12 protein-coding genes are annotated in these 13,965 nt (G+C 67.6%); 10 read left to right on the plus strand and 2 right to left on the minus strand.

What is annotated here, in order from left to right; translation table 11 throughout:
* The 4 genes from GGR25_RS21320 to GGR25_RS21335 all read left to right on the plus strand — a co-directional run bounded on the left by GGR25_RS21320 (position 1) and on the right by GGR25_RS21335 (position 3,554).
* The gene (locus GGR25_RS21320) at positions 1-1,203 is read left to right on the plus strand and encodes an ABC transporter permease (RefSeq protein ID WP_183400880.1); all 1,203 of its coding nucleotides are present in this window, start codon (positions 1-3) and stop codon (positions 1,201-1,203) included.
* A complete protein-coding gene (locus tag GGR25_RS21325) occupies positions 1,200-2,132 on the plus strand; it encodes an ATP-binding cassette domain-containing protein (protein WP_183400881.1) in 933 nt (310 codons plus the stop codon). The genes GGR25_RS21320 and GGR25_RS21325 overlap by 4 nt, the downstream gene beginning before the upstream one ends.
* Before the next feature lie 8 nt (positions 2,133-2,140).
* Positions 2,141-2,917 (plus strand): ABC transporter permease, encoded by a 777-nt coding sequence (locus GGR25_RS21330; protein WP_246410087.1) that lies wholly within the window; start codon positions 2,141-2,143, stop codon positions 2,915-2,917.
* Between the two features lie 145 nt (positions 2,918-3,062).
* On the plus strand, positions 3,063-3,554 hold the full coding sequence (locus tag GGR25_RS21335) for a DUF2934 domain-containing protein (RefSeq protein ID WP_183400882.1): 492 nt from the start codon (positions 3,063-3,065) through the stop codon (positions 3,552-3,554).
* A 95-nt stretch (positions 3,555-3,649) separates the two neighbouring features.
* On the opposite strand, the gene GGR25_RS21340 is transcribed toward GGR25_RS21335, so the two are convergent.
* Positions 3,650-5,737: a hypothetical protein gene (locus GGR25_RS21340; protein WP_183400883.1), complete on the minus strand. Its 2,088-nt coding sequence runs from the start codon at positions 5,735-5,737 to the stop codon at positions 3,650-3,652.
* A gap of 227 nt (positions 5,738-5,964) precedes the next feature.
* Positions 5,965-7,503 carry a hypothetical protein gene (locus GGR25_RS21345; RefSeq protein ID WP_183400884.1) on the minus strand — a complete coding sequence of 513 codons (1,539 nt, stop codon included), beginning with the start codon at positions 7,501-7,503 and terminating at the stop codon, positions 5,965-5,967.
* A 197-nt stretch (positions 7,504-7,700) separates the two neighbouring features.
* Between GGR25_RS21345 and GGR25_RS21350 the strand changes: the two genes are divergently transcribed.
* The 6 genes from GGR25_RS21350 to GGR25_RS21375 are packed head-to-tail and all read left to right on the plus strand — an operon-like array spanning position 7,701 to position 13,955.
* The gene (locus tag GGR25_RS21350) at positions 7,701-9,167 is read left to right on the plus strand and encodes a UbiA family prenyltransferase (RefSeq protein ID WP_183400885.1); all 1,467 of its coding nucleotides are present in this window, start codon (positions 7,701-7,703) and stop codon (positions 9,165-9,167) included.
* Positions 9,168-9,213: 46 nt separating this feature from the next.
* Positions 9,214-10,494, plus strand: coding sequence for an FAD-binding oxidoreductase (locus GGR25_RS21355; RefSeq protein WP_343068132.1), 1,281 nt, complete (start codon positions 9,214-9,216; stop codon positions 10,492-10,494).
* Complete coding sequence (locus tag GGR25_RS21360) at positions 10,491-11,255, plus strand: SDR family NAD(P)-dependent oxidoreductase (protein WP_183400887.1); 765 nt, start codon at positions 10,491-10,493, stop codon at positions 11,253-11,255. Before GGR25_RS21355 ends, GGR25_RS21360 begins: the two co-directional genes overlap by 4 nt.
* On the plus strand, positions 11,252-12,178 hold the full coding sequence (locus GGR25_RS21365; protein ID WP_183400888.1) for an NAD-dependent epimerase/dehydratase family protein: 927 nt from the start codon (positions 11,252-11,254) through the stop codon (positions 12,176-12,178). Before GGR25_RS21360 ends, GGR25_RS21365 begins: the two co-directional genes overlap by 4 nt.
* An 11-nt stretch (positions 12,179-12,189) precedes the next feature.
* A complete protein-coding gene (locus GGR25_RS21370) occupies positions 12,190-13,506 on the plus strand; it encodes an NAD(P)/FAD-dependent oxidoreductase (protein WP_183400889.1) in 1,317 nt (438 codons plus the stop codon).
* Positions 13,503-13,955, plus strand: coding sequence for a GtrA family protein (locus GGR25_RS21375; protein WP_183400890.1), 453 nt, complete (start codon positions 13,503-13,505; stop codon positions 13,953-13,955). Before GGR25_RS21370 ends, GGR25_RS21375 begins: the two co-directional genes overlap by 4 nt.
* Positions 13,956-13,965: the final 10 nt, after the last annotated feature.

The following is a 13,965-nucleotide window of genomic DNA, read 5'->3' on the forward strand; positions in this document are numbered from 1 at the left end:
ATGTCGGCGGCGCTTTCGGCGGGAGGCGAGGCGGCCGCGGCCCCCGACGCCGCCCCCTTCAATCCCGTCCTGCTGCTGCTCGTCGTCGCCGGCATCGCCGGCGCGGCGAGCCTTTATCCGTTGACGCGCGCGCCGAACCGCCTGCTCGCGGGCCAGCCGGTGCCTTGGAGCGCTGTCATCGAAGGCGGCCGCGCCCTGGTCATGCTGCCGGCGCTCATTCTCGTCGGCGGCATCGCCTTTCCGCGTCGGCGCGGTATCCAGTTTCTCGTCGCGGCCGCTGCGGCGCTGCTCGCGGCCGCGCTGCTTTGGCTCGCCGGCGACGCGGCGCTTCGCCTCGCCGACCCGGCGGCACCGGCCGCCCGCATCTCCTTCGGCGGCGCCTTCTGGGTACTCGAAGCGGTGTTCGCGCTGGCGGCGGCCGACGCGCTGCAGCGCTCTGGCATGTCGCCGGCCGCACGGCTCGCGCTCGGGGCCCTGCTGGCGGTTCCCCTGCTCCTCGTCCTCTTCTCCGGCGCAGCGGACAGCCTCTCGATCCTCAAGGAATATGCCAATCGCCGCGACGTCTTCGCCAATGCGCTGACGCGCCATATCGAGATCGTGGGCGGGACGCTCGTGCCGACGCTGCTGATCGGCATTCCGCTCGGCATCGCCGCCTTTCGCCGCCCGGCGCTCCGCGGCCCGCTCTTCTCCGTTCTGAACGTGATCCAGACCATCCCGTCGATCGCGCTGTTCGGCCTGCTGATCGCCCCGCTCTCCGGGCTCGTCGCGCTCCTGCCTGCGCTCGGATCGATCGGCCTTTCGGGCATCGGCGTGACGCCGGCGATCATCGCGCTGACGCTCTATGCGCTGCTGCCGATCGCCCGCAGCACGGCGGCGGGGCTCGAGCAGGTGCCGGCGGCGGCGATCGACGCAGCGACCGGCATGGGCATGACGCGCGGCCAGGTCTTCCGCCGGGTCGAGGCGCCGCTCGCCTTTCCGGTCCTCGTCGCCGGATTGCGCGTCACGCTCGTGCAGACCATCGGCATGACGGCCGTGGCGGCGCTGATCGGCGCCGGCGGACTCGGCGCGCTGATCTTCCAGGGCCTCGCCGCGAGCGCGATCGACCTCGTCCTGCTCGGCGTCGTCCCGCTGGTTGCGCTGGCGATCGCCGCCGACGTGCTGCTGAAGCTCGCCGTCTCGATGCTGGGGAGGAACCGGGCGTGATCCAGTTCGAGCATGTCGGCAAGCGCTATGGGACGAGCGAGGTGGTCAGCGACCTGTCGCTCTCGATCAAGGCCGGCGAATTCTGCGTCCTGATCGGCCCGTCCGGCTCCGGCAAGACCACGACGCTGCGCATGATCAACCGCCTGATCGAGCATGACAGCGGCCGGATCCTGTTCGACGGCGCCGAGATCCGCTCCTTCGCGCCGGAGGCGCTGCGCCGGCGCATGGGCTATGCCATCCAGTCGATCGGCCTGTTCCCGCACTGGACGGTCGAGGAAAACATCGCGGCGGTGCCGAAACTGCTGGGCTGGTCCAAGGCGAAGATCCGCGACCGCGTCACCGAGCTGCTCGGCCTCGTCGGGCTCGACGCCACCACCTATCGCGGACGCTATCCGCAGCACCTCTCCGGCGGGCAGCAGCAGCGCGTCGGCGTCGCCCGCGCGCTCGCGGCCGAGCCGCAGGTGCTGCTGATGGACGAACCCTTCGGCGCGCTCGATCCGGTCACGCGCGACGCGCTGCAGGCAGAGATGCTCCGCGTCCACGCGGCGTCCGGCACGACCATCGTGCTGGTCACCCACGACATGGACGAGGCGATCCGGCTCGGTTCGCGCATCGTCATCCTCGACCAGGGCCGCATTGCCCAGGCGGGGTCCCCGCGCGAGATCCTGACGCGGCCCGCGAGCGACTTCGTCGCCGATTTCATCGGCCGCGACGAGATGGGTCTCCGCCTGCTCTCGATCGAAACGGTGGGCGAGCGCATGCGGCCCGGCGAGGAGGCGGCGGGCGAGCCGATCGCGGCGAGCGCCACACTCCGTCATGCACTCTCGCTGCTCGTTTCGCGCGCGGCGGACCGCCTGCCTGTCACGGGCGCGGACGGCGCGCCGGCCGGCGTCATCCATCTCGCCGACCTGACGGTCGGCCGCCCATGAGACCGCCCATGAGCGGGACCATGAACGCGGGCGCACGGCGCGGCATCGGCCTTCTCGCCGATCCCCTCATCCTGTCGGGCCTTGTGCTGGCCGGCCTCGTCTTTGGCATGCCGCTGCTGAAGCCCGTCTTCGCGGCGCTCTTTCCCGGGCTGGACCGGCCGCTTTATGAGCAGGACAGCTTCCTGAACCTGACCATCGCGCATGTCGTCCTCGTCGGAGCATCCAGCGCGATTTCGCTCGTGATCGGGGTTCTCGCCGGTGTCTTCGTCACGCGGCGCGCCGGGCGGGAATTCCGCCCGCTGGTCGAGACGATCGTCGCGACGGGGCAGACCTTCCCGCCGGTCGCGGTGCTCGCCGTCGCCGTTCCCCTGCTCGGCTTCGGGGCGGCCCCGGCGCTGATCGCGCTCGCGATCTACGGCCTGCTGCCGATCACCGAGGCCGTCGTCGCCGGCATCGAATCCGTGCCGGTGGGCGTGCGGGAAGCCGCACGCGGCATCGGCATGTCGGCGCGCGGCAGGCTGCTGCATGTGGAGCTTCCGCTCGCTGCGCCCGTGGCGCTGGCCGGCGTGCGCACCTCGGTGATCATCAATATCGGCACGGCCGCGATCGCCTCGACCGTCGGCGCCAAGACGCTCGGCCTGCCGATCATCGTCGGCCTCTCCGGCTTCAACACGGCCTATGTGCTGCAGGGCGCGCTGGTCGTCGGGGCGCTCGCGGTCTTCACCGATCTGGCCTTCGAGCGGCTCGGCCGCCGCCTCGATCGCTGGAAGCGCGATTCTGCCTAACGTTGCGCCAACCCTATCCGCCATCGGGGCTTTCTTTGGCCGGCCAAGCGATGGCAGTATGGTTTGGGCGGGCGTCACGCAACCCCACCGGCGTCCACGGCGTTGGCCATCCGCCTCACTTTGCGGTTGATGAAGGAGATCGAGAATGCCGGGACCGACCGAAGAACAGATCCGTCTTCGCGCCTATGAAATCTGGGTCGCCGAAGGGCGCCCGCATGGCCGCGACCACGACCATTGGCTGGCCGCGCGCGCGGAGTTGGAATTCACCGTGGAGCCGAAGCCGAAGAAGGCACGGGCCGTGAAGACCGAGGCCGTGGCCGACGCCGAGCGCGTGGCGAAGAAGCCAGCCAAGGCCAAGGCCACCCCGAAGGCGGAGGCGAAGGCCAAGCCGGCCGCCAAGACAGAGCCCGCAAAGACAGAGCCCGCGAAGACAGAGGCTGCCGCGACCGAGGCCAAGCCGGCTACGAAGGCGAAGCCCGACGCGAAGGTGCCGAAGACGACCGCCGCGAAGCCTGCAACCAAGGCGAAGGCTGATGCCAAGGCGAAACCCGCCGCCAAGACGCCGGCCGCCCCCGCCTCTCCCCCCCTCCCCGTCGAGGCCGAAACACCGGCCCCTCCCACCAAGACAGGCGGCTGAGGCGCGGCGTCGAGTCTTCGAAGGACTCGACGAAGGCGCTGGCTGTCACGCTTCGTCGCCAGATGTCGTAGCCGGATGGAGGGATCGCGCCGCGATTATGGCGTGGCGCGCCCGGCATCCGCGAGCCTGCCTTGATCGCGCGCAAGGAGCATCCATGCGATCGCCGCGGCGACCCACGCCATGAGCGCGAGCGCCGATCCATGGATGGCGACGGCGTTCGCGATCGGATGCCAGACCCAGACCATCCCGAACCAGCCGAGCGAGACGATCGCAACGACGGCGCCGATCCAGACGGGCAGCGCCGCGATCGCCAGCGCGCCCGCGACGAGGATCAGCAGCAGCGAGCCATAGGGCTGCTGGTGCGTGATGGCGGGCGGCAGCATGGTGAGAAGACCGAGGACGACACCGGAGAGACCCGCAACGGCAGCCCAGATCGCGAAGCTGCGATAGGTGGCGTCGCGCCTGCGCAGGAGCGGCAACAGGGGCACAAGGAGAAGTCCGAGCCCGGCGACCGCCAGCGCATGGGCGACGGAGAGAAAGCCGTAGATCCGCGCCGTTCCGAGCCAGCCGGCCGCAGGCGAATGCGACGCCATTTCCGGCATGCCGAAATCCGGCGCGGCAAACCCCAGAGACAGCGCAATGCTGGCCCATTTGCCGCGGAGCCAGTCGTCGAAGGTCATATTGCGATAGGCGTCGGCGATCGCGGACAGCAGCGGACGCGTGCGGTTGCCCGCGTCGAAATCGAATGCCAGCGCGAAGCGCAGCAGGGCGTTCCCGCCGGGCTGAATCACCGCCTGCCAATAGAACCACGGCGAGGCAAGGACCAGCGCCAGGAGCGTCGCGCGCGCCAGTGCCCCCACGCCCTGCCGCAGCAAGGTCCGTGCGAAGATGACGGCGATGGGGACGCAGGCGAAGAGATTGCTCGAATGCGTCAGCACGCCGGCCATCGCCGCGAGCCCCGCAAGCGCCAGCACCACCCCATCCCGACGTCGCTCGACGGAAAGACCGAAGAGCAGATCGAAGGCGATCAGGACATAGGTCGCGCCGAGCAGCTTCGGCCAGGCGAAGACCGAGTTGAAGAACAGGAACGGCGTCGTCCCGGCGAGGAGGAAAACGACAGGAAGCCGCGCAGGATCGAGCCGGCGGACGATCTCGACGAGGACGGCGACCCATGTCGTCAGCAGCACGATCGCCGCCATCATATAGGCCGTGGGAAGGAAGATCTCGCCAAAGCCATTCTTGAACGGGGGCAGCACGAGGACGCGCAGCGCGGCGAGCAGCGCACTCATGAGCGGGACACGGTCGGTGGCGAGCCACGGCCCCCACGTGATCTTCTGGAGTTCGGCGCCCCCGAACAGCGCCTCGGAAAACAGGAAGGGCACCTGGTTGTCGCTGGACCAGCGTACCGGCGTGAAGAGGCCGTTGATCCACCAGCTGCCACCGCCATTGTCGCCGGCCGTCACGACACCAGCGTAGAACAGCGCAACCGCGAGCCAGAGGCCGGCCGGCAACGCGATGGCGCGCAGGAAGTCGGCCGTCCAGTTCCTGGCGCGGAAGACGATGCCGAGCGCGCCGAGCAGCACCGCCGCGCCCGCCACCTGCGTGAACACGATGCCGGGAGCGGCGCCGACGGTGAAGGCCGTGAGCACCGCCATGCCGAAGACGGCGGTGCCGACCATGCCGGCCGCGACAGGGCCTGTCCCGGGACGGATCCGCGACACGGCGAAGGCCGAGACCAGCCAGAGCGGCAGAAAGAGCGACCAGCTCGCGACAATGGCGAGGGCCCGCGCGAACATGCCGGTCTGCGCCTGATACATGGCCCATGAAACGGCGAACGGCGTGCCGAGCGAGATGAACTCCTTGCCGTCGACCGCGGCCTCGACGCGCACCTGGCCGGCGCAGAAATCGTCCGGCAGGGCGATGAAGCTGGTGGCACGCCGATCATTCATGCGGAAGCGCGAAACCGGATAGGTCGCGCCGCTATCCACACAACGGATCTCGATGCGATTGCCCGGAACCTCGTCGGGAAACCCCGCATAGGGAACGGCGATGTAGGGCGGCGGATCGAACGGCGCCGACTGGACGGAGCCATGGGGGCGCCGTTCCGGCGTTCCGATCGCCTGCCAGAAGCGAAACGACGGATCGCTCCAGAACGCATGCGGGATGGCGAGCGGATCCGACATCCCGGAATCGAGCTTGAAGTCCCCGCTGGTCGTCCATCCGTTGGGAGCGACCAGCACCCGCGGGGCGCTCGATCCGGGGAGAAGCGACCATAGGCCGACAGCGATCCAGACCAGCGCGGCGACCACAATCACGCCTCGGACGATGGCGCCGCCAAGCGACCCTAGACGGACGCCATCGGATCGACTGCCTTCGACTCGCTCCTTCATGGCCTGCCCCGCCCCGCTCATCAAGATTTCGCCGCAGCCAGAACGCGGCAGCTTCCGGCCTCTCCGATGACGGCCCGGTCGGAGAGATAGGCCTGGATCAGATCACTCGCGCTGTCATAGCCGGTCGTGCCGCAATCGACGATGGCGCCCACAGGAAGCCCGCCGAGAAAGGCGTCGGGGTGCTGGAACAGGCTTTCGAACATCGAGCGCGGGAACCAGGTCGACATGACCGCGCCGCGGCGTTCGGCGAGATAGGGCACGAGCGACGACCAGTCCTGGCCGAACACAACGACGACAGAATTCTCCGGCGTCACGCGCTTGACGATCTCCGCCGCGCGATAGGTCGGCTCCTGCGTGAAATCCTGCCGGATCTCCTGACCGAAGCCGCTCAGGAAGAATGAGATCTGCGCGACGAGAAGAGCGGCCAGGGCGGCGAGGCCGCCGAGCCAGACGCGATCGAGAAGAGCCTGGATGCCGATCGCCGCCGCGCCGATCGCGAAGACGGCATTGGCGACCTGATAGTAATTATGGGTCGTGTGCAGATTGGTGAAGACCAGGAACGGCACCATGAAGCCGATGACGCAGAGCAGCGCGGGCATGCGGTAGCGGCGCTGCGTCAATGCGAACAGCGCCAGCAGCGCGGCCAGCCAAGCGAGCCGCCCGAACGTGTCCTTGGCCACGCGATCGGCGATGGTGTCGACCCAGAGCTTGGCAGCAAAGCGCGCCGGCCATTCGCCGAAATTCCACTCCGTCAGCACGGCGGAGGTGAGCAGCGAACCGCCCTCGCTGCGCAGTTTCACGATGTCGCTATAGCGAACCCAGACCGCGCCGATGGCGAGCGGCCCGAGCGTTACGATGCTGGCGATGATGCATCGGACAAGGGCGGCCCCGAAAGCGCGGCGTCGCAGATCCGCGATGAACGCCGTGGCGAAGATGAGGAAGCCGATCACGACGAAGGCCGGAAACGTGGTCGACTTGGCAAGGACGCAGGCGGTGCCGGCCAGGAATGTGACGAGCGCCGCGACGAGGGAGGGACGCTCTTGCAGGCGGGCGAAGAAGGCGAGCCAGACGAGGCCGAAGAACAGCGCCGTCGTCTCGATCATGATGGTCCGCGACCAGAAGACGTAGATCGGCGCGGCGAGAAAGAGCGCGGCAGCGATCAGGAACGTCGTCTCCGGCAAGCGGTACTGACGGCACAGCATTCGCATCGGCCACAGACAGCCGAGGAAGAAGGCCGAAGCCACCAGGCGGCCGGAGACGTCGATCGACAGGCCTGTCCATGCCAGGGCGGCCACAAACCACTGGTAGAGTGGAAACTCGAACGGGATCGACCAGGGCGCGCCGAGTATCGGCGTCTCATAGGCGATCAGTGGCCCGCCCTTGAGCAGCCAATAGGCGGAAATGGCGGTCTGCGACTGCCGGAAGGAGTGGCTGCCGAGCGGGGGGTGCGTCAGCCCGGCCAGAAGCCAGTAGAGATCATAGGCGACGAGCGCCAGGACCAGGGCGCCGAGCAGCATGACAATCGGACGCTGCAACGCGGCTGGGGTGGCGAACGGCATCGAAGAATCCCGGCAGATCGAAGGATGCCTGGATAAGGCGGTGCTTCGGCACGCTTTTCAAGTATGCCGATCACGATTTCCGAGCGGGCCAGCAGCAATGCCGCACCTGTGCGTGGCAGCACATCGTCCTTCGAGAACGATGTTGGCACCGGCGTCTGACAATTGCTTGTTGCATCGCCCTGGCATAGACAGCATCCATGCGGGAACGGTCAGAATTCGAGCAGTCCGATCAGGCAGCGGCCAAGACAGCTTGGCCGCTGGTGGTCGATATGGATGGCACCTTTCTCAAGGTCGACACGCTCTACGAATCCTTCGCGGCAGCGATCTTCAGCCGTCCGCTGCAGGCCATCGCCGCCTTGCGCAAGATCCCGGCCGGCATCGCGCACTTCAAGTCGACGCTCGCGGGGATCGCGATACCGGAAGCCGAAACGCTGCCGGTGCGCGAGGATCTGCTCGATTTCATCCGCGAGGAACACGCGGCCGGTCGCCAGGTCCACCTCGCCACCGCGGCGGACGAGCGTATCGCTGAGCGCGTCGCTTCCGAATACGCCTTTTTCGACGGCTTCGACGCCAGCGACGCCGGGGTCAATCTCAAGGGTGCACGCAAGGCGGCGCGGCTCGCGGAACGCTTCCCGGACGGCTATGCCTATGTCGGGGACGGCACCGTCGACCTGCCGGTCTGGTCGGGCGCCAAGGCCGCGCTCGTCGTGGATCGTGGCGAAGGCCTGCCCGGACGGGTCGAGAAGCTCGGCACGCCGATCGAGCGCGTCTTCCCCGAGCGCCAGCAGCGCGTCGCCGCCTGGTGGAAGGCGCTCCGACCGCATCAATGGGCCAAGAATGCCCTCGTCTTCATCCCGCTGGCGCTCGGCTGGACGCAGATCGAGCACGGCGACGTGCTGTCGACCCTGCTCGCGGCGATCCTGCTCTGCGCCATCGCGTCGCTCACCTATTGCGTCAACGACATCGCCGATCTTGCCGCCGACCGCCGGCACTGGTCGAAGCGCAAGCGCCCCTTCGCATCCGGCCGGCTGCCGGTCCGGGACGGCATGGTCGCGGCGGCGCTCGGCATCCCGCTGCTGCTCGTCGCGGGCACGCTCATTTCCGGCGGCGTCGGTCTCGGCCTGCTCGCCTATGTCGTCATCACGCTGGCCTATTCCTTCGGCCTCAAGCGGGTGCCCATTCTCGACACCTTCGTGATCGCGGCGCTGTTCACGCTGCGCCTCCTGATCGGCACCGAGGCAGCCAACCTGCCACCGTCGCCCTGGCTGCTGACCTTCTCGATGTTCTTCTTCTTCTCGCTCGCGATCGCCAAGCGGCACACGGAGATCCTGCGCGCGGCCGAGAAGGCGACGGGTAAGATCGGCGGCCGCGGCTATCATGTCGAGGATCGCGAGGTGACGCTCGCCTTCGGCATCGCCTCGGCACTCGCCTCGATCCTGATCATGGTCAACTATCTGATGGACGAGGTGTTTACACGCGACGTCTATGCGAGCCCGGTCTTCCTCTGGGCGGTGCCGGCCGTCATCTTCCTGTGGATCAGCCGCGTCTGGCTGCTGTCCCATCGCGGCCTGATGACCGACGATCCCGTGATCTTCGCGCTCAAGGACAGGCTCAGCATCGGCCTCGGCGCCATCGTGCTGCTCGCCTTCGTCTTGGCCATCTAGCATGGCAGGCTTTGTCGCGACGGATCGGCTGCAATCTTGGGGACGGGTGACGCGCCCCAGCCAGAACGTCGCTTCGCCGCATTTCGCTGACGAACTGCCGTCGCTCGTCGCAGGCGCAGGCGACACAAGGCTCGGCGTCGGCCTGATGCGGTCCTACGGCGACAGCAACCTCAATCCCGATGGGTCCGTCATCCGCATGACGGGGCTCGACCGGATCCACCATTTTGATCCGGCGAGCCACGTGCTGCGGGCCGATGCGGGCCTTTCGCTCGACAGCCTGATCCGAACCGTCCTGCCGCACGGGCTCTTCCCCGCCGTCGTTCCGGGGACGCGGTTCGTCACGCTCGGCGGCGCGGTGGGCAATGACATCCACGGCAAGAACCACCATCGCTTCGGCACATTCGGCAATCATGTGCGACGCCTTTCGCTGATGCGCTCGGATGGCCGGCGGATCGAACTCGGGCCCGATGACGAAAGCGGCCTGTTCGCCGCGACGATCGGCGGTCTCGGCCTCACCGGCCTGATCGAATGGGTCGAGATCGCCCTGCGCGCCATACCGGGCGCGATGATTGACGCGGAGACGATCCCCTTCGAATCGCTGGAAGAGTTCTTCGCCCTGGCGGACGAAAGCATCACGACGCATGAACACACGGTGTCGTGGATCGATTGCACGCGGATTGACGGGACGAAGATGCGCGGCCTGTTCATGCGCGGCAATTGCTCGGCTGATCCGGATCGGCCGCCCCACGCCGCGCGTCCCCGCCTCGGCATGCCGCTCGAACTGCCGCGTTTCGCGCTGAACCCGCTGACGCTCAGCCTCTTCAACGAGGCCTATTATCGCTTCGGCCGCCTGCGCGCCGGACGCTCGAAGGTGCACTACGCGCCATTCTTCTTCCCCCTCGACGGCATCATGCACTGGAACCGGCTCTATGGCCGCGACGGAATGTTCCAGTATCAATGCGTCGTGCCGCCCGGCGCCTCGCTCGACGCAACGGCAGAACTGCTCAAGATCATCGCGGCCAGCGGCGAAGGCTCCTTCCTCGCCGTGCTGAAGACATTCGGCAGCAACGCCTCACCGGGGCTGCTCTCCTTCCCACGCGAGGGCACGACGCTGGCGCTCGACTTCCGCAATCGCGGGCCACAGACCCTGGAGCTGCTGGCACGGCTCGACGCGGTCGTGTTCGAGGCCGACGGCCGTCTCTATCCCGCCAAGGATGGACGGATGAGTGCACGCATGTTCCAAAGCGGCTATCCTCGGCTGGAGGCGTTCACCGCCCATGTCGATCCGCATTTCTCATCGGCCTTCTGGAGGCGCGTCGCTCCGTGACGGACAGGAAACCTCTGCGCGTCCTCATTCTGGGGGCGACTTCGGCGATCGCGGAAGCGACGGCGCGGCTCTATGCGGCCGAAGGCGCTTCCATCGCGCTCGCGGCCCGTGACGGCACACGGCTGGCGGCGATCGCGGCCGACCTGACCGCGCGCGGCGCGGGATCGGTGCCGATCCTCGCGCGCGATCTCGCCGCAATGGACGGCCTCGAGGCCGCCTTCGACGCCATCGTCGCCGAGCTCGGCGGGATCGACCACGTACTGCTCTTCTACGGCGTTCTCGGCGAGCAGAAGGACGCCGAACGCGACCTCGCAGCGGCGCGGGCGATCCTCGACGTCGACTTCACCTCGGCCGCGCTCTGGTCGCTCGCGGCAGCGAAGCGGCTGGAGGCGCAGGGCAGCGGCGCCCTCGTCGTCGTCGGCTCGGTCGCCGGCGACCGCGGTCGGCAATCCAACTATATCTATGGCGCCGCGAAGGCGGGTCTCGCCACCCTGGTCCAGGGCATTGCGCATCGCTTCGCGCTGACGGGCCGCAAGGGGCTCCACGCCGTGGTGGTCAAGCCGGGCTTCGTCGATACGCCGATGACCGACGGGCTCAAGAAGGGCGGCCCGCTCTGGGCGAGCCCCGATCAGGTCGCCGCCGTCATCCGCAAGGCTGCGGCGGGAAGCGGGCCCATCGTCTATGCGCCCTGGTTCTGGCGCTTCATCCTGCTGATCATCCGCCTCGTGCCCGCCCCGATCTTCCACAAGACGAAGCTATGAAGCGTATCGCCATCACCGGCGCGGCGGGTCTCGTCGGCCAGAACCTCGTCCCGCGCCTGAAAGCGCGCGGCTATTCGATCGTCGCCTTCGACAAGCATCCCGAGAACACGCAGATCCTGCGCGAACTCCATCCCGACATCGAAGTGGTGGAAGCGGATCTCGCGCGGCCGGGCGCGTGGGCGGACCGGCTCGCGGGCGTCGACACGCTCGTCATCCTGCAGGCCCAGATCGGCGGCCTCGACGAGGCCGAATTCGTGCGCAACAACGTGACGGCGACGGAGCACCTGATCGCCGCCGCCCGTAGCCATGCCATCGGCTATGTCGTCCAGATCTCCTCGTCGGTGGTGAACTCGCGCGCCGACGATTTCTACACCCGCACCAAGACGGCGCAGGAGAAGCTGTTCGCCGCGGTCGATATCCCGCATGTCGTGCTGCGCCCGACGCTGATGTTCGGCTGGTTCGACCGCAAGCACCTCGGCTGGCTGCGCCGCTTCATGGACCGCGTGCCCGTTTTCCCGATCCCCGGCGATGGCCGCTTCGTCCGGCAGCCGCTCTATGCCGGCGATTTTGCCGCGATCATCGCCTCGGCGATCGAGACGCGCATCACCGGCACCTATGACATTTCCGGGCTGACGCCGATCGACTATGGCGACCTGATCCGCCTGATCAAGGACGTGACCAAGGCCCGGGCCCGCATCGTCCATATCCCCTACCGGCTGTTCTGGCTGCTGCTATGGGCCTATGCGAAGGTGAACAGCAATCCGCCGTTCACGACGCGCCAGCTCGAGGCGCTGGTGATTCCGGAGACCTTTCCCGTGATCGACTGGCCCGGCATCTTCGCCGTTCCGGAGACGCCGCTGCGCAAGGCGATCGAGGAAACCTATCTCGACGAGCGCTACGCCGAGATCACGCTCTCCTTCTGAAGCGAGGACCCATGGTCAAGACAGTCGTCATCGGTGCCGGCGCCATGGGCCTCGCGGCGGCCTATCATGCGCTGAAGGCCGGCCATGAGGTGGACGTGGTCGAGGCCGACCGCATCGCGGGCGGCATGGCCGCGCATTTCGATTTCGACGGCCTTTCGATCGAGCGCTTCTACCATTTCGTCTGCAAGCCGGACCGGCCGACCTTCGCCCTGCTCGACGAGCTCGGCATCGGCGACAAGATGCGCTGGCGCCCGACATCGATGGGCTACTGGACCGACGGCGCCCTGCACGACTGGGGCGACCCGATCGCGCTGCTGCGCTTTCCCCATCTCGATCTCGTCAGCAAGATCCGCTACGGCGCGCAGGCCTTCCTGACGACCAAGCGCAAGAGCTTCGACGATCTCGAGAACGTCTCGGCGCGCGAATGGATCGAGAAGGGCGCCGGACCGAAGGTCTATGAGCGCATGTGGCGCCGCCTCATGGAGCTCAAATTCTACGAATATGCCGACAATGTCTCGGCCGCCTGGATCGCGACCCGCGTGAAGCGGATCGGCTCCTCGCGCCGGTCGATGTTCCAGGAGGAGCTCGGCTATATCGAGGGCGGCTCGGAGACGCTGGTGAAGGCGCTGGTGGCCGCGATCGAGCGGCTCGGCGGACGCATTCGCCTCGCAAGCCCGGCGGAAAAGGTGGTGACCGAAGGCGGGCGCGTCACCGGCGTCCTGGCCGGCGGCGATTTCATCGCGGCCGATGCGGTCATCTCGACCGTGCCGACGCCCTATGTCTCCCGTCTCGTTCCGGATTTCTCGGACGCGACCAAGGCGGCCTATGACGCGATCCGCAACATCGGCGTCGTCTGCGTGCTGCACAAGCTCAGGAAATCGGTGACGCCGCATTTCTGGGTCAATGTCGTCGACGAGACGATGGCGATCCCCGGCTTCATCGAATTCTCCAACCTGCGGCCGGTCGATGCGACGATCGTCTATGTGCCCTATTACATGCCGACCACGCAGGCGAAATGGTCGGCCAGCGACGAGAGCTTCGTGAACGAGAGCTTCGCCTATCTGAAGCGCGTCAATCCAGCGCTGACGGACGCCGACCGCATCGCCTCGACGGTCGGCCGGCTCAGCCATGCCCAGCCGCTCTGCGAGCCGGGCTTTGCGAAGCGCATACCGCCGATCCGAACCGAGATCGCCGGGCTGCAGATCGCCGATACCTGCTATTATTACCCGGAGGATCGCGGCATTTCCGAAGGCGCGCGCCTTGCGGCCGAGATGGCCAAGGCAATCGGCACGGACTACGAGCCGCGCAGGGAACCGATCTTCCGATGAGCCAGCCAGCAGCGCGAGAGAGCGGCCTGAAGCGCCTTGCGGGCCTCTACCTGACCGGCCAGTTCGGCAAGTTCCTCATTGCCGGCGGTTTCGCGGCCCTCGCCAATTTCCTGAGCCGCTTCCTGTTCGAGCCGTTCACCGGCTTCTGGCAGGCCGTGGCGCTCGCCTATATCGTCGGCTTCCTTACCGCCTTCTTCCTCAACCGGCGCTTCGTCTTCCCCGCCTCGGGCAAGCCGCTGCATCAGGAGATGGCGTGGTTCTTCCTGTTCAACGCCCTCGCCTTCCCGGTCGTGGTGTTCGCCGCGCTCGGCCTCGAACACTACGTCTTCTCGCATTTCCTGCCGCTGTGGCTCGCACGCGCGGTCTCGCATGGCTGCGCGATCATCCTGCCGGTCTTCGTCAATTTCGTCGCCCACAAGATGGTGACGTTCCGCGAGGCCGGCGCCTGATCGACGAATA

The organism is Kaistia hirudinis, from assembly GCF_014196455.1.
Classification (GTDB): Bacteria; Pseudomonadota; Alphaproteobacteria; order Rhizobiales; family Kaistiaceae; genus Kaistia; species Kaistia hirudinis.